The organism is Mycolicibacter heraklionensis (genome assembly GCF_019645815.1).
GTDB classification, from domain to species: Bacteria; Actinomycetota; Actinomycetes; order Mycobacteriales; family Mycobacteriaceae; genus Mycobacterium; species Mycobacterium heraklionense.
The window spans coordinates 2,124,302-2,139,239 of sequence record NZ_CP080997.1; the positions used below are offsets into that span (position 1 = coordinate 2,124,302).

General features: G+C 65.8%; 14 protein-coding genes and 1 tRNA gene. 9 read left to right on the forward strand and 6 right to left on the reverse strand.

Going from position 1 to position 14,938, the window contains the following annotated elements; translation table 11 throughout:
• Window positions 1-61 precede the first annotated feature (61 nt).
• From K3U94_RS09920 to K3U94_RS09930, 3 genes are all read left to right on the forward strand, one after another.
• Window positions 62-1,168 (forward strand): NDMA-dependent alcohol dehydrogenase, encoded by a 1,107-nt coding sequence (locus K3U94_RS09920; protein ID WP_005086578.1) that lies wholly within the window; start codon window positions 62-64, stop codon window positions 1,166-1,168.
• Window positions 1,169-1,327: 159 nt separating this feature from the next.
• Complete coding sequence (locus K3U94_RS09925; RefSeq protein WP_005086577.1) at window positions 1,328-2,527, forward strand: acyl-CoA dehydrogenase family protein; 1,200 nt, start codon at window positions 1,328-1,330, stop codon at window positions 2,525-2,527.
• Window positions 2,528-2,897: 370 nt separating this feature from the next.
• Complete coding sequence (locus K3U94_RS09930) at window positions 2,898-3,434, forward strand: HD domain-containing protein (RefSeq protein ID WP_005116484.1); 537 nt, start codon at window positions 2,898-2,900, stop codon at window positions 3,432-3,434.
• 10 nt (window positions 3,435-3,444) lie between these two features.
• Here K3U94_RS09930 and K3U94_RS09935 read toward each other — a convergent pair whose 3' ends face one another.
• Both K3U94_RS09935 and K3U94_RS09940 read right to left on the reverse strand, forming a co-directional pair.
• Window positions 3,445-3,912 carry an NUDIX hydrolase gene (locus K3U94_RS09935; RefSeq protein WP_005086575.1) on the reverse strand — a complete coding sequence of 156 codons (468 nt, stop codon included), beginning with the start codon at window positions 3,910-3,912 and terminating at the stop codon, window positions 3,445-3,447.
• A 5-nt stretch (window positions 3,913-3,917) separates the two neighbouring features.
• Window positions 3,918-4,718, reverse strand: a complete 801-nt coding sequence (locus K3U94_RS09940) for a hypothetical protein (protein WP_005086574.1) — start codon at window positions 4,716-4,718, stop codon at window positions 3,918-3,920.
• A 254-nt stretch (window positions 4,719-4,972) separates the two neighbouring features.
• On the opposite strand from K3U94_RS09940, the gene K3U94_RS09945 reads away from it, so the two are divergent.
• From K3U94_RS09945 to K3U94_RS09960, 4 genes are all read left to right on the forward strand, one after another.
• On the forward strand, window positions 4,973-5,317 hold the full coding sequence (locus K3U94_RS09945; protein ID WP_005086573.1) for an SCO3933 family regulatory protein: 345 nt from the start codon (window positions 4,973-4,975) through the stop codon (window positions 5,315-5,317).
• 104 nt (window positions 5,318-5,421) lie between these two features.
• Window positions 5,422-6,867 carry an FtsK/SpoIIIE domain-containing protein gene (locus K3U94_RS09950; protein WP_005086572.1) on the forward strand — a complete coding sequence of 482 codons (1,446 nt, stop codon included), beginning with the start codon at window positions 5,422-5,424 and terminating at the stop codon, window positions 6,865-6,867.
• Window positions 6,860-8,350 (forward strand): replication initiator, encoded by a 1,491-nt coding sequence (locus K3U94_RS09955; protein ID WP_005086571.1) that lies wholly within the window; start codon window positions 6,860-6,862, stop codon window positions 8,348-8,350. Before K3U94_RS09950 ends, K3U94_RS09955 begins: the two co-directional genes overlap by 8 nt.
• 186 nt (window positions 8,351-8,536) lie before the next feature.
• On the forward strand, window positions 8,537-10,183 hold the full coding sequence (locus tag K3U94_RS09960) for a recombinase family protein (RefSeq protein ID WP_005086570.1): 1,647 nt from the start codon (window positions 8,537-8,539) through the stop codon (window positions 10,181-10,183).
• Here the strand turns inward: K3U94_RS09960 and K3U94_RS09965 are convergent.
• Window positions 10,165-10,250, reverse strand: a tRNA-Leu gene (locus K3U94_RS09965). The genes K3U94_RS09960 and K3U94_RS09965 overlap by 19 nt on opposite strands.
• A 108-nt stretch (window positions 10,251-10,358) precedes the next feature.
• On the opposite strand from K3U94_RS09965, the gene K3U94_RS09970 reads away from it, so the two are divergent.
• Both K3U94_RS09970 and K3U94_RS09975 read left to right on the forward strand, forming a co-directional pair.
• Window positions 10,359-11,705: a M20/M25/M40 family metallo-hydrolase gene (locus K3U94_RS09970; protein ID WP_220696354.1), complete on the forward strand. Its 1,347-nt coding sequence runs from the start codon at window positions 10,359-10,361 to the stop codon at window positions 11,703-11,705.
• 21 nt (window positions 11,706-11,726) lie between these two features.
• Window positions 11,727-12,257 carry a YbhB/YbcL family Raf kinase inhibitor-like protein gene (locus K3U94_RS09975; RefSeq protein ID WP_220696355.1) on the forward strand — a complete coding sequence of 177 codons (531 nt, stop codon included), beginning with the start codon at window positions 11,727-11,729 and terminating at the stop codon, window positions 12,255-12,257.
• Window positions 12,258-12,465: 208 nt separating this feature from the next.
• Here the strand turns inward: K3U94_RS09975 and K3U94_RS09980 are convergent, their stop codons facing one another.
• Genes K3U94_RS09980 through K3U94_RS09990 form a run of 3 tightly spaced genes read right to left on the reverse strand, consistent with a single transcriptional unit; the run spans window position 12,466 to window position 14,841 of the window.
• Window positions 12,466-13,533, reverse strand: a complete 1,068-nt coding sequence (locus tag K3U94_RS09980; RefSeq protein WP_220696356.1) for a quinone-dependent dihydroorotate dehydrogenase — start codon at window positions 13,531-13,533, stop codon at window positions 12,466-12,468.
• 4 nt (window positions 13,534-13,537) lie between these two features.
• Window positions 13,538-13,804: a DUF5703 family protein gene (locus K3U94_RS09985; protein ID WP_047321340.1), complete on the reverse strand. Its 267-nt coding sequence runs from the start codon at window positions 13,802-13,804 to the stop codon at window positions 13,538-13,540.
• Entirely contained in the window at window positions 13,801-14,841 is a 1,041-nt protein-coding gene (locus K3U94_RS09990; protein ID WP_220696357.1) for a YncE family protein, read from the reverse strand. Before K3U94_RS09990 ends, K3U94_RS09985 begins: the two co-directional genes overlap by 4 nt.
• Window positions 14,842-14,938: the final 97 nt, after the last annotated feature.

A 14,938-nucleotide genomic window follows, 5' to 3' on the forward strand; every position in this document is an offset into this window, starting at 1 on the left:
ACCACCGTGCGCGGTCGGGATAACTACTCGAGAAGCGTAATTCGATAGAAGGGACTTCAACATGAAGACACGTGCGGCTGTTTTGTGGGGCTTGGAGCAGAAGTGGGAGGTCGAAGAAGTCGATTTGGATCCGCCAGGTCCCGGGGAGGTCCTCGTGCGGCTGGCGGCCACCGGCTTGTGCCATTCCGACGAACATCTGGTGACCGGCGACCTCCCGATCCCATTGCCGGTAGTGGGGGGTCATGAGGGTGCTGGCACAGTCGTGGAGTGCGGCGAAGGGGTTGAGGAACTGTCCGAAGGTGATTCTGTCATCTTGACCTTCCTTCCCTCGTGTGGGCGCTGCTCGTACTGCGCGCGCGGCATGGGCAATCTCTGTGAGTTGGGAGCGGCGCTCATGATGGGACCGCAGATCGACGGCACCTATCGCTTTCACGCACGAGGCGAGGACGTCGGGCAGATGTGTTTGCTCGGGACGTTTTCCGAGTACACAGTGGTGCCGCAGGCGTCCGTGGTCAAGATTGACGGCGGAATCCCCCTGGATCGGGCAGCCTTGATCGGTTGCGGCGTCACGACCGGTTACGGATCTGCGGTGCGGACTGGGGAGGTGCGCGCCGGGGACACCGTCGTGGTAGTGGGAGCGGGCGGAATCGGAATGAATGCGATTCAGGGCGCGCGAATCGCGGGAGCGCTGGCGATTGTGGCGGTCGATCCGGTGAAGTTCAAGCGAGAGCAAGCGAGCGGGTTCGGTGCGACGCACACCGCGGCCTCGATGGATGAAGCTTGGTCGCTGGTCAGCGATATGACGCTGGGCAAGCTGGCTGATGTCTGCATCCTCACCACCGATGTGGCTGAGGCCTCCTACACCGCGGAAGCGCTGGCCTTGGTCGGAAAGCGCGGGCGCGTCGTGGTCACGGCCATCGGGCACCCCGACGACTCATCGATCTCAGGATCACTGCTTGAAATGACGCTTTACGAGAAGCAGATTCGTGGCGCTTTGTATGGCTCATCCAATGCGCCGCACGATATTCCGCGACTGGTCGAGCTGTACTCCGCTGGGTTGTTGAAGCTCGATGAATTGGTCACCCGCGAATACTCCCTCGACCAAATCAATGAGGGCTACGAGGATATGCGTTCAGGAAAAAACATCCGAGGGCTGGTCCGGTTCTGAAGAGCATCATGCCCACTGCTGGTCTTCATGTCCTTGCGTCGCTGCAGATCATGCGGCCGGGCCGCTTGGGTGGTTGGCGTCGCGTCCTTCTTTCCCGTCGTGAGGACGGCAAGCATCAGACACCTCATAGATCATTTATCAAATTCTCTGGAGGCTGAGATGACGGACGCTGGCACGACCACGGCAAGCGGGGATGGGGCTGCTCGTTTCGCTATCGCCCCGGAGGTGTGGACCACGCCGGAGCGACGAGCGCTGAGCCAAATGGCGCGGTCTTTCGTGGAACGTGAAATCGCGCCGAAGCTAGCGGAATGGGAGCACGTGGGTGAGATTCCGCGCGACCTGCATCTCAATGCTGCCGAGGTGGGGCTTCTCGGAATCGGGTTCCCGGAAGAAGTCGGCGGCAGCGGCGGCAATGCGATTGACTCTGCACTGGTCACTGAGGCCATCCTGGCCGCAGGCGGGTCCACTGGCGTCTGCGCCGCCTTGTTCACCCATGGCATTGCCCTTCCCCACATTGCCGCCAATGGCTCCGACGCCCTGATTGAACGATATGTCCGTCCGACGCTCGCAGGAAAGATGATCGGCTCGCTGGGCGTTACCGAGCCTGGGGCAGGTTCAGATGTCGCGAATTTGCGCACACGCGCAGTGCGCGACGGCGACACCTACGTGGTCAACGGAGCAAAGACGTTCATCACCAGCGGAGTTCGGGCGGACTTCGTTACTACGGCGGTACGCACCGGCGGACCGGGTTACGGTGGAGTTTCATTGCTCGTGATCGACAAGAATTCGCCTGGATTCGAAGTGTCCCGCCGGTTGGACAAGATGGGATGGCGATGTAGCGACACCGCCGAGTTGTCTTTCGTCGACGTTCGCGTACCGGCTGAGAACCTGGTGGGGGCAGCAAACAGCGGGTTTTTGCAGATCATGCAGCAATTTCAGGCTGAACGGCTCGGCATCGCCGTCCAGGCGTACGCGACGGCGGGTCGGGCTCTCGATCTCGCCAAGAGTTGGGCGCGGGAGCGTGAAACGTTCGGTAGACCCTTGACGGGGCGCCAGGTCATTCGCCATAAGCTCGCGGAGATGGCTCGACAGGTCGACGTGGCGTGCACCTATACCCGTGCGGTCATGCAGAGGTGGCTAGCGGGGGAGGATGTCGTTGCCGAGGTGTCGATGGCCAAGAACACCGCTGTGTATGCGTGCGACTACGTGGTCAATGAGGCGGTTCAGATCTTTGGTGGGATGGGCTACATGCGTGAGTCTGAGATCGAGAGACACTACCGAGACTGCCGGATTCTCGGAATAGGCGGCGGCACCAACGAAATCATGAATGAGATCATTGCCAAACGTATCGGACTCTAGTTCTTGATACCAGTAAAGAAAGTTCTCACATCGCAGGTCAACGACGGTCAGGCGGCTGTTGGTCCAGCCTGCCGCTCGCGGCGTCTCGATGCGGCGAGGAGCGAGGGCAGCTGCGCTTCGTCGTGATGCCAGAGCTGTGGTGGCCTGCGACTTAGTTCCGGCGCCGGTCGTGGGTGCATGTGTGCGTGGCGGCGGACGGAGGGCGAAGCGCAGGGAGCGGCGCGGACGGGAGCGCCAGCGTACGGGAGCAGAGCGAGCGTAGCGAAGCCTGCAGGTAGCCGCCGTTCCTCGCAGATCCTGGCCTCCAGGATCTACGTCATAAGCTGCGAGGGGGCTGCGTCATGGTGCTGTGGCTCGTAAGCTGGCGGCTGTGAGCGGGGTTCTGACGCAGCGTGCACGGCGCGAGACCGAGACGCGGCTGGCTGAGCAGCCGCGGCGGTTGGCGCATGTCCGGGGCGTCGCGGCGACTGCCGAGCGGTTGAGTCGGCGTTTCGATCCCCAGACAGCGGACTGTCTGGTCGCAGCGGCGTGGCTGCACGATATCGGTTACGCATCGTCGTTGCGCCGGACCGGGTTTCATCCGCTCGATGGAGCGGAGTACGTGCGAGCGGCCGGCTTCGGGGAGCTGGCCGCCTCCTTGGTGGCCTTTCATACCGGAGCGCACGCGGAGGCTGCCGAGCGGGGCTTGTCAGGCTTATCCGCGTTCAGTGATCCGCCCAGCGATTTCCTTGATGTGCTGACTTTTTGCGATCTGACGACCGGACCTGACGGGGCGCCGATATCACCGCGCGATCGGTTACGCGACGTGCTGTCGCGTTATGGATCCGAGGACCCGGTGCACCGGGCGGTCGACGCGGGCCGCGACGAATTGTTGGCGGCCGTCCGGCGAGTACGCGACTGGCTATAAACCCAGCCGGTTAGCCGAGGTAGGGGCCGTCGCGGTGTTGCAGGTAGTGCTCGATGCGCAGCCTCATCGACGGATGCATATCCAGGTTAGGGATCTCGTCGGGTGCAGTCCAGGCGATGTCCGTGCTTTCGTGGTCGATGGCAAGGGTGCCGCCGAGCACCGTGGTGGTGAACAGGAGCGAGAATTGCTGGCGGACTTCGCCATCGGTGAACGCGACCACGTGGCGGGGATTGGTGTAGACACCGACCAGACCCGTGACTTTGACGTCAAGCCCGGTTTCCTCTTTGACTTCCCGCACGGCGGTGTCGGCGATAGTTTCGCCGATGTCGTGGCCGCCGCCCGGTAGCGCCCACAGGGTGTTGTCGCGGCGTTTGATCAGCAGAATGCGACCGTGTTCGTCGGTGACGATGGCCGAGGCCGACGGAACGACACTGTTGGGCGCCGGGGCGTTGGGGTCGTTGTAGTAGTCGGTGCGCATCGGGGTCAGCCTTTCGAGGTCAGCGGTCTGGCATGGTCCCAGACCTGGGTGAAAGCGTCTTCAAGGGTGGCCCAGAGCCGTGGCTCGTGGTGACGTGACAGAACCAGCACAGGGTTGTTGCGCCCGGCTGAGCCGTAGATGTGGAAGTTGACGATCATGGCGTCATCGACCCGAAAGATCGACGTGTAGAGCGCGGTGTCGTGGGTGCGGATGTCCAGCCCCGGGGTGCCGGCGTGAGGGGCGAGCAGTTCCACGGACGTGCGGCAGCGGGCGATGACGGCCTCGCCGATCCCTTCCTCCTCGCCGCGCAGGATCGTGGTGGGGGTGTCGGGGTCCCCGACGAGAAACCGCACCGTCACACCGCGGGCGGCGGCGGCGAGCAGGGTGTCGAGGAATCCGTCGAGGGTGTCGAACAGGAACGTGGCCGCCAGGACGAGGATGTCGATGCCGGTGGTGGCGTCGGCGAAATGCTGCTGCCACATGGTGATGGGTAGCTGGGTGCGGCTGGCATACAGGGTCGCGGTGAACGGCCCACCCGCAGACGCTGTTGCCACTGCGCTCGCGGTGGAGGGTGGGTACTGGTTGGGCCACAGGTCATGCGGGGTGCAGTCGAGCACCTCGCTGGCTCTGTGGGCGTTGTGTTCGCGAATTCTGTAGTCGCTATCGGCCAGCCAGCGTCGCACCGACTTGATATCGACACCCACCGCGGTGGCGAACCGCTGCGAGGACAGACCTTTGGCGTGTAGCCGCTGCACGAGGCGATCGTTGGGAGTGATGGCGGCCTCGGTGCCGTCCTGCTCGTCCATCGTGCCAGCGCACATCTTCCCGTGTCGTCCGTATCCATCCCTCAGCGCGTGGTGTCTAGTTTGCCATGCGACTGCCGCCACCCGGCGGCGATAGTGCCGGTGTGATGTCCGTGGGTATGTCCGGGCCGTGTCCGAAATGCCCGTGGATGTGTCGGAAATGTCGGCATATGTCTCTCGCAACGTCCGTGATGTCCACGTGAACTGAGTCCAGCGCCGGACCGGCGTCAACAGCTCACGAAAGGACCAGTAGGACAATGCGTTTGAGAATCGATACGTCTGGGACTCGTTTTATCGTCACCCGCGCTCCTGAGCCACGGCTGAACTTCGAAACCGGCGCCCCGAAAGTCGACACCGCCACCGGGATGCCGATGTACGCCACCCAGGTCCTCGCGCTGGATGACTCCGGCGGCGAAGTGCTCATTGTCACTGTGGCAGGAGACCCCAAAGTGACAGTCACGCAGCCTGTTTCGGTAGTTGGTCTGGTGGCCATCCCGTGGGCCCAAGGTGATCGCAGCGGGGTGGCGTTCCGTGCTGATGCCCTCACCGCCGCCACCGCCAGTGGTGCTGCGCCGAGTGAGCAGACACGCCCGCAGAAGTAACAACCCCCAAGCGGGTGTGGGGTGCGGTGAGCAGATCATCGCACCCCGCCACCCCGACACCCCGGGCATTGCTGTTGACCACACGCTCACGGAGGGCATCTCTCATGACATCGAACAAGAAGAACACCACCAACAGTGGATCAGGCGATGACGACTGGTTCGGAGAACTGGTCATGTCGCTGTTCACCGCATCCGGGTATGTGCTGTGGTGGGCGGTGCTGTTCCCGGCGATCAGCGTGCCCATCATCGCCAGCCTCGTCCTTGCTATCAGCCACGGCCCACGCGTGGGCCTGATCTGCGCGATCGTGTGCAGTGCCGGGTATGCGGGCTGGGCCTGGCTCCAACCGGGGTCATTTCGCGCCTGGGTGACCGAACCGGTACGGCGGCGCTGGCTCACGTGGTCGCGCTACACCCGCACCTGGGAATCGACCTGCACCTTGCACGGCCTGACCGCCACCCTCGGCGGACGCACTCTCACTCCCACCCTGCGCACGGTGACGATCGGTAAAACCACCGATGTGCTCGTGGTGCGGATCGTCACCGGCCAGTCCGTGGCAGATTGGCATAAACAGTCCGACGCGCTGGCCGCCGCGTGGCGCGCCGGCCGCATCAGCATCACCGCCATCTCGCCCGGCGAACTGCGCATCACGTTAATGCGCGCAGACGTGCTGGCTGAACCGATCGCCCTGCCCATGCCAACCCCGGCCACCCCGGTCGATCTGGTGTCGGTGCGGGTCGGGATCACCGAAACGCGACATTGGTGGCAGGTGCCGCTGCTCGGTCACCACGTGCTGATCGCCGGGGCAACCGGCGCAGGCAAAGGCTCAGTGCTGTGGTCGTTGATCGCCGGCATTGCCCCCGCGGTGAAGACCGGGCTGGTCCGGTTGTGTGTCATCGACCCCAAAGGCGGCATGGAACTCGGTGCCGGAGCACCCCTGTTCACCGTGTTCACCCACGACGCCACCGACACCACCCTGGAGTTGCTACGCCAGCTCGTCACGGTGATGCACGCCCGGGCGAATCGTCTGCGCGGCCACACCCGCCTACACACCCCCACGACGTCGGAGCCGTTGTTCGTTGCGGTGATCGATGAGATCGCCGCACTGACCGCATACGTGACCGACCGCAAGGTCCGCACCGAAGTCGAACAACTCCTGGGCCTGCTGCTCTCCCAAGGCCGCGCAGTCGGCATCAGCGTGGTCGCCGCGGTCCAAGACCCGGCCAAAGACACCCTGCCGGTACGGCAGCTGTTCACGGTGCGGATCGGGTTGCGGCTGACCGAAGCCACCCAAACCACCATGGTCCTCGGCCAAGGGGCGCGCGATGCCGGGGCAGAATGCGACCGCATCCCCGACACCACCCCCGGGGTGGGCTACATGATGGTTGACGGCACCGCCCACGCCCAGCGGGTGCGGGCCTTTCACGTCACCGACCACGACATTACCGCCCTGGCCAGCCGGTTCCGCCGAACCGCGAGGCGACCGAACAAGCCCCACCAGCCACACAACACCGATACCGGCCACACCGCGAGTGAGGGCAGCGGTGAATAGCTCCACGACATCGGCGCAGCTTGTCCTACCGGGTGTTCCGGATACAGCTGACACCGCCCGGGTGGTCGAGCAGATGGTGCGGCGCGCCGCCTCGATGGGATACGAATCCTGGTGGCGACGAGCAGAATCCGTCGGATTCTGCGCCCACCCCATCCAGCTGATCGGTGCCGATGAGTACGGGCGTCAGCGGGTGGTATGGACGCGCTGCAACAACCGTCGCGCCCACATCTGCCCCTCCTGCTCGGATCTCTACGCCCGCGACACCTGGCAACTCGTGCACGCCGGTGCCGCTGGCGGTCACCACGGCATGCCCACCACGGTGGCCGATCATCCGCAAGTGTTTGTCACTCTCACCGCACCGAGCTTCGGGGCCGTCCACACCGCCACGAAGTCACGGGAGAAGGCAGCGCAGGTGTGCCGCGACCAGCACCGGGTCGGCGGCTACCGACGCTGCCCGCATGGAAAACAATTGTGGTGCAGCATGTCCCATGATCATGGCGACGAGCGGGTCGGCCAGCCGCTGTGTCCGGAGTGCTACGACTATGCCGGGCATGTGCTGTTCACGTGGCACCTGCCCGAACTGTGGCGACGCTTCACCATCACCCTGCGGCGCGCCCTACGCAAAAGCCTGAAAGCCGCCGGAGTTGACCCGGATACGGTGCGAGTGAGCTTCATCAAGATCGTCGAACTGCAAGCCCGCGCTATCCCACACATCCACGCACTGATCCGCCTGGATCCCCACGACGACCTTGACCGCCCCGGGTGGGAATCACCTATCGGTGCAGTCGAACTCGCTAAGGTCATCCAGTACGCCATCCGCACCGTCACACTCACCGTCAACGACCCGACAGCCGATGGCGGTGGGCAGACGATACGGTTCGGCACACAGATCGACACCCAACCGCTAACCGCATCGGTGGATCCGCCGCCAAATGAGCACAATTCAGGCTCAAGCCGGTCCATGTCTAGCCGGCTGGTGGCGCGCTATCTCGCCAAGTATGTCACCAAATCCTTGGCAGCCCTCGGAATCAGCGCACGCCGCCTATCTACGGAAGCCATACCCGACCTGGACGTGTCCGAGCATGTGCGGACCATCCTGACCACCATCAGCGATCTCGCGGACAAAGGACTGTCCGGCATCGGGCGGTGGTTGCACACCCTCGGATTCCGCGGCCACATCACCAGCAAATCCCGCCGTTATTCGACTACCATGACCGTGCTGCGCGAACAGCGCGCCATTTGGACGCGTCAGGAAAGCTCGAAAAGCACTGCATACCAATACGATCCCGACTGTGACTTCGCCGGTGGCGATGATCTGGTGGCGTGGGAGTTTGACCGTGCCGGCCCCGGCAGCCTCGGCGATCGCAGTCTCGTCTATTCCGCGGCCCTCCAACGTATTCACATCCGCCGCATCGGACTAGTGGAAGCCCGTCGCCACACACGCAGCCAGCATTGGGATCCACCAGGGGCAAGCGATGGCTGAACGATGCCCAACCCCACATGCTCGCTCCGAATGTGACGCTCGAATTAATGCACCGAGCATGTCAGAGGGAGGTGTTCAAATTGACCTGCCGAACCGGAATCGGCTTCCGCGCGAGGCCAACCGCGCGCTGGTAAACGTCATACTGGCTGTGCGGGACCGGACCCGCGGATCACGAAGGGAAGTGGCATGAGCCTCAGGTTCGCTTTCTATGGCCGAGTGAGTACCGAGGACGCTCAAGATCCCGAGGCGAGCCGCAGCTGGCAGAAACGTCGTGCCATCGATCTGATCACTCCGCATGGCGGAGTCCTCGCTGTCGACTACTTCGATATAGGTCAAAGCCGTTCGCTTCCCTGGAAACGCAGACCGGAGGCTTCACGTCTGCTTGCAGATGTCACTTCTCGTGACCGTGGCTTCGATGCCGTGGTGATCGGGGAACCTGCTCGCGCGTTCTACGGACCGCAATTTGCGCTCACTTTCCCGGTGCTCACGCACTACGGGGTTGGCCTATGGGTGCCTGAAGTCGGCGGAGCGGTTGATCCCGGATCCGAGGCACACGACCTCGTGATGACGCTCTTCGGCGGTATGAGCAAGGGAGAACGCGCACGAATCCAGATGCGCGTCCGTACCGCGATGTCGGCACTCGCGCAGGACACAACCAGATACCTCGGCGGTCGCCCACCGTACGGGTATCGACTCGTCGATGCCGGCCCGCATCCCAACCCTGCCAAGGCAAGTCTTGGGCAGCGGCTCCATCGTCTCGAACCCGACCCCGCGACATGTTCGGTCGTCGAGCGGATCTACCGCATGTACGCCGATGGTGCTGGCTTGCGCTTCATCGCACAGCAGCTCACCGACGATGGAGTGCCATCACCAAGCCAATATGACCCGGAGCGGAACCGGCACCGTGATCCGCGCGGATGGTCCCATTCGGCGATCCGCGCAATCCTCGACAACCCGGCGTACCGCGGTATTCGTGTGTGGGGCAAGCAGGAGAAATACGAGGTCTTGGTCAACCCCGACGATGTCGCTGCCGGGTACGAGACTCGCATGCGGTGGCGTGACGAGGTCGACTGGATCGCACCTGACCGGCGAACGCACGAAGCGCTGATCACTGACGAGCTGGCGCGGGCTGTCCGACTTCGGATGCAGGCGCGGCGGGGTCCGGGTCTTGTGTGTAGCAGAGAATCGACGGTGCCATATGCGCTGCGCGGGCTGCTGTTCTGTGCCGCATGTGGACGCCGCATGCAGGGCGCCGCCCGGCCGGGGAAGCAAACAACGCGGATCCTCTACCGTTGTGAGTTCGGCAAGTCACGTTCTGTACCTGTGGACCTGAGTGATCATCCGCGCACCGTCTATCTCCGCGAAGACGCAGTGACAGCGCGACTCGACGAATGGATCGCCACTCTGGCCGATCCAGAAGACCTCGCACGCGGGCAAGACGTGGACCCGGCGGCCGGACCTGGCTACGCCGCCTTGCAGCGCCAGCTGAGCGAGGCGAATGCCAAAGTGGCTGCCTTGATCACCGCCGTGGAGTCTGGCGTGGCCGTTGAGGATCTAACTGCTGCGTTGCGTCAACGTACCGCCGAGCGCGACGAGCTGAGGGCACGCGTTGAGCGAGTGGCGCGGCCCCGCGCCATGTGTGCCGCCGAGATCAGTGAGTTAGTTAAGGAGTTAGGCGGACTGTCGGTCATCCTCGGCGCGGCAACCGGAGCTGAGCGCGCCGAGGTGTACGCAAGCTTGGGCCTGCGTCTCGACTACGACCCGCATCTTCGGCGAGTCACGGCGACTGCCGACCTGAGTCGTGTCGCCGGATGTGTCCGAGGGGGGACTTGAACCCCCACGCCCGTTAATAGGGCACTAGCACCTCAAGCTAGCGCGTCTGCCATTCCGCCACTCGGACCAACCCGGCTCGGCCGGGCAGCTAAGGCTAACGGATGCTGATCGCCGGACCCAAACCCAGCCCTTGCGACGCCATCCGCAGCGGCGCGAAGTGGTAGTAAAGGTAGCTGTGACCGATTTCCCCGATCCCGCCGGCGACGCAGTGGGCGAGGTGGTCGAACTCGTCAGCGCTCTCATCCGCTTCGACACCTCCAACACCGGAGAGCCGGCCACCACCAAAGGCGAGGCCGACTGCGCGCGCTGGGTGGCCGCCCAGCTCGAGGAAGTGGGCTATGAGACCGAATACCTCGAATCCGGTGCGCCGGGGCGGGGCAACGTGTTCGCCCGCCTCAAGGGCAGCGATCCGTCGCGCGGGGCACTGCTGATCCACGGTCACCTCGACGTGGTGCCCGCCGAGGCTGCGGACTGGAGCGTGCACCCGTTCTCCGGCGCGATCGAGGACGGCTATGTCTGGGGCCGCGGCGCGGTCGACATGAAGGACATGGTCGGCATGATGATCGCGGTGGCCAGGCACCTGGCCCGGAACAAGATCACCCCGCCGCGGGATCTGGTGTTCGCGTTCGTCGCCGATGAGGAGGCCGGCGGCAAGTACGGCGCACAGTGGCTCGTCGAGAACCGTCCGGACCTGTTCGCCGGTGTCACCGAGGCGATCGGGGAGGTCGGCGGTTTCTCGCTGACCGTGCCGCGGCGCGATGGCGGGGAGCGCCGGCTGTACCTGATCGAGACCGCGGAGAAGGGGCTGTGCTGGATGCGGCTGCGGGCCCACGGCCGGGCCGGGCACGGGTCGATGATCAACGACGACAACGCCGTCACCATCCTGGCCGAGGCCGTGGCGCGACTGGGTCGGCACCGCTTCCCGCTGGTGCTCACCGATGCCGTAGTGCAGTTCTTGGCCGCGGTCAGCGACGAGACCGGACTTACGATCGACGTCGACTCGCCAGACCTGGAAGGGATGATCGAGAAGCTGGGGCCGATGGCCCGCATCGTCAACGCCACCCTGCGCGACACCGCGACCCCGACCATGCTGGCGGCCGGCTACAAGGCCAACGTGATCCCGGCGACGGCCGAGGCGGTGTTGGACTGCCGAGTGCTGCCCGGGCGCCAGGCCGCGTTCGAGGCGGAGGTCGATGCGCTGATCGGCCCGGACGTCACCCGGGAATGGGTCGCCATCCAGCCTCCGGTCGAGACGACCTTCGACGGCGACCTGGTCGAGGCGATGAACGCCGCGCTGCTGGCCTGCGACCCCGACGCCCGGACCGTTCCCTACATGTTGTCCGGAGGAACGGACGCAAAGGCGTTCGCCAAGTTGGGTATTCGCTGCTTCGGATTCGCTCCGCTGCGGCTGCCGCCCGACCTCGACTTCTCCGCACTGTTCCACGGGGTCGACGAACGGGTTCCGGTTGACGCCCTGGAGTTCGGTACCCGCGTGCTGCACCACTTCCTGACACACTGTTGACCACAACGAGAGGACCACGTCATGACCACAGCCCCCGACCCGTACGCCGCGCTGCCCAAGCTGCCGACGTTCACGCTCACCTCCACGTCGCTGACCGACGGCCAGCCGCTGGGCAAAGCCCAGGTGAGCGGAATCATGGGTGCCGGCGGTGAAGACGCCAGCCCGCAGCTGAGCTGGTCGGGCTTTCCCGAGGAGACCCGCAGCTTCGCGGTCACCGTCTACGACCCGGACGCCCCCACCGCGTCGGGCTTCTGGCACTGGGCGGTGGCCAACCTGCCGGCCACCTGCACCGAGCTGCCCGAAGGCGTCGGGGACGGCAGCCTGCTGCCCGGGGACGCGCTGACGCTGGTCAACGACGCCGGGATGCGCCGCTACGTGGGTGCCGCGCCGCCGGCCGGTCACGGGCCGCACCGCTACTACGTCGCGGTGCACGCCGTCGACGTCGAGAAGCTGGAACTGGCCGAAGACGCCAGCCCGGCCTACCTGGGCTTCAACCTGTTCATGCACGCGATCGCGCGCGCGGTGATCGTCGGCACCTTCGAACAGAAGTAGTGCAGAACTAGCCCCACACCGCGCGAGCACTTCCCACCGCGAGCGTGCGTGCTTGTACGGTTGCGACCGGCGAGTCGCGTACAAACACGCACGCTCGCGCGAGATGGGCACGTTCGCGCGAGATGGGCACGTTCGCGCGGGATGGGCACGCTCGCGCGAGATGGGCACGCTCGCGCGGGATGGGCACGTTCGCGCGGGGGAATAGGGGCTAGCGGGCGGCGGACCCGACCGCCTCGGACAGCGACGCGAACCCGCCGTCGCGCAGCCGCTGGGCCAGGCCGTCATGGATATCCCTGGCCCACAGGCCGCCGCCGTAGATGAAGCCGGTGTAGCCCTGCAGCAGTGCGGCGCCGGCAGTGATCCGCTCCCAGGCGTCGTCGGCGGTCTCGATCCCGCCGACGCTGATCAGGACCAGCCGATCGCCGACCCGGGCGTACAGCCGCCGCAGCACCTCCAGCGCGCGGCGGGCCACCGGTGGCCCGGAGATGCCGCCGGGCCCCAGCTCGGCCACCCCCGGCGTTGCCAGGCCGTCGCGTGACACCGTGGTGTTGGTCGCCACGATGCCGGCCAGATCCAACTCGACGCAGAGGTCGGCGATGGCATCCAGGTCGGAATCGGCCAGGTCCGGTGCGATCTTCACCAGCACCGGCTTGGTGGTCTCGGCGCGGACCGCGGCCAGGATGGGCCGCAGCGACTCGACGGCCTGCAGGTCGCGCAGTCCCGGCGTGTTCGGCGAGCTGACGTTGACCACCAGATAGGCGGCCAGCGGGGCCAGCAGCCGGGCGCTGGTGCGGTAGTCCTCGACCGCGCCCTCGGGCGGAGTGGCCTTGGTCTTGCCGATGTTCACCCCGATCGGCACGTCGGACCGATGCCGCGCCAGCTGGGCCGCCAGCGCAGCGGCCCCGTGATTGTTGAAGCCCATCCGGTTCAGCAGAGCGCGGTCGTCGGGCAGCCGGAACAGGCGCGGCGCCGGGTTACCCGGTTGCGCCGCGGCCGTCACGGTGCCCACTTCGGCGTAACCGAAACCCAATGCGCCCCAAGCATTTATCCCGGCTCCGTCCTTGTCGAACCCGGCGGCCAACCCGAGCGGGCCGGGGAATCGCACCCCGAACACGGTGCTGGCCAGCACCGGGTCGTGCGGGGCGAGCCGGCGCTGCAAAGCCCGCCGTGCCGGTGGCGTGGCGGTGGCACCGCGCAGCCCGGCGAACACGATGGTGTGGATGCGCTCGGCCGGCACCATGAAAAACGCGCGGCGCACCGCGCCGTAGAGACCCATCGGTCTACAGTCCCGGCTGGTCGACGCAGCGGCTCTCGCTGATCGCGTTCGCGGCAGACTTCTTGCGGCGCAGCAACACCCGCCTGCTCCCGTCGGTGTACAACCGCACTCGGGTCAGCTCCCAACCTCGGTATTCGGCTTCGATGGACAGCCGGGTGGACGCCCCGATCCGGGTGACCTCCGGGGGCAGTCGCAGCGGAATCCACTCATAGTCATCGGACAGTTCGGTGTCCCAGCCGGCCGGCAGTCGGCGTGGCCGCAGCGCGGTCAACGTGGCCTCGCCGCGTGCTCGATCACCTGCACCCCGGCGCCGGAGCCCGACACCACGTACAAGGTGTCTGACTTCTCGTCCAAGGCCAGGGTGTTGGGTTGCTGCACGGTCGGATAGCGAACCTTCTCCACGGGAATTCCGGTGGACAAATCGTAGCCGGTCACGGTGTTCGTCCCGGTTTGCGACACCCACGCAAACCCGCCCGCCCCGGCCAGTCCATAGGGAGCGTGCGGTACCGGATAGTCCTGGTGCAGCATCAGCGGGTCCACGGCGTACACCAGCAGCCGGCCGCTGCGGGGGTCGGCCGCCAGCACCGGCCCGTGCGCAGCGGCGGCAAGCGTGGTCGCGCCCTGACCCGCCCGCAGCGCGTACTGGGGCTTGCCGTCGGTACCGATGGTCGTCACCGAGGTCTGGCCGCGGTCCAGCACCACCGCGATATCGCCCTGGGTCACGATCTGGTCGACCCGGGCGAAGATCTTCACCCGCTCCGCAATCCGCGTGCCGTCGTTCGCCAGCGTGTAGACCGCGCCGTCAGCGCTGCCCAGCACCATGGTGCCGTCGGCGCGCCGGCCGATCGCGGTGAACTCGACACCGGCGGCATCGTCGACGTCGACCCGTTTGATGCTGCGGGTGGCCAGGTCGACGGCGTAGTAGCCGCCATGGCCGGACAGGTAGACCGTGCCGTTGCCGTCGCCGGCCAGTGCGCTTGCCGGCCCCGGCAACGCGACCACGGCGGGCGGGTGACTCCCGTCGCCGACCAGCCCGAGCGTGGCGGCGGCCTGCGCGTCCGGCCCGGGAGACAGCACCGCCAGCAGTCCGGTGGCCGCGTCGAAAACCGCGCCGGTGGCCCGGCCGGCCAGTGGCCGTACCGTGCCGGCCGGCCGGACCGCGGCGACCGGGGAGACGGCGGGCTCGGCCGGCGCGATGGTGGGCGGCGATGCGGTGATGGGATTGGATGAGCACGCTGTGAGCAGCAACAACGGCAGCAACAGGCCTTGTAGGGACCGGCGGGGCCGGCGGGTGGCGCGCTTGGGCACAGGGCAGCTCTTCCAGCTCGTCATGGTGGCGGGTTGGTGCAAATATCGATTCTAAGGAAGGCGGCGAGGTGAAGCTCGCATGTCCGGCCGAACAATA

Coding starts and splice junctions, on each gene's coding strand:
- K3U94_RS09960 (WP_005086570.1), top strand. CDS start 8,537: ATGAGCCTCAGGTTCGCTTTCTATGGCCGAGTGAGTACCGAGGACGCT.
- K3U94_RS09975 (WP_220696355.1), top strand. CDS start 11,727: ATGACCACAGCCCCCGACCCGTACGCCGCGCTGCCCAAGCTGCCGACG.
- K3U94_RS09980 (WP_220696356.1), bottom strand. CDS start 13,533: ATGGGTCTCTACGGCGCGGTGCGCCGCGCGTTTTTCATGGTGCCGGCC.
- K3U94_RS09925 (WP_005086577.1), top strand. CDS start 1,328: ATGACGGACGCTGGCACGACCACGGCAAGCGGGGATGGGGCTGCTCGT.
- K3U94_RS09920 (WP_005086578.1), top strand. CDS start 62: ATGAAGACACGTGCGGCTGTTTTGTGGGGCTTGGAGCAGAAGTGGGAG.
- K3U94_RS09945 (WP_005086573.1), top strand. CDS start 4,973: ATGCGTTTGAGAATCGATACGTCTGGGACTCGTTTTATCGTCACCCGC.
- K3U94_RS09950 (WP_005086572.1), top strand. CDS start 5,422: ATGACATCGAACAAGAAGAACACCACCAACAGTGGATCAGGCGATGAC.
- K3U94_RS09935 (WP_005086575.1), bottom strand. CDS start 3,912: ATGCGCACCGACTACTACAACGACCCCAACGCCCCGGCGCCCAACAGT.
- K3U94_RS09940 (WP_005086574.1), bottom strand. CDS start 4,718: ATGGACGAGCAGGACGGCACCGAGGCCGCCATCACTCCCAACGATCGC.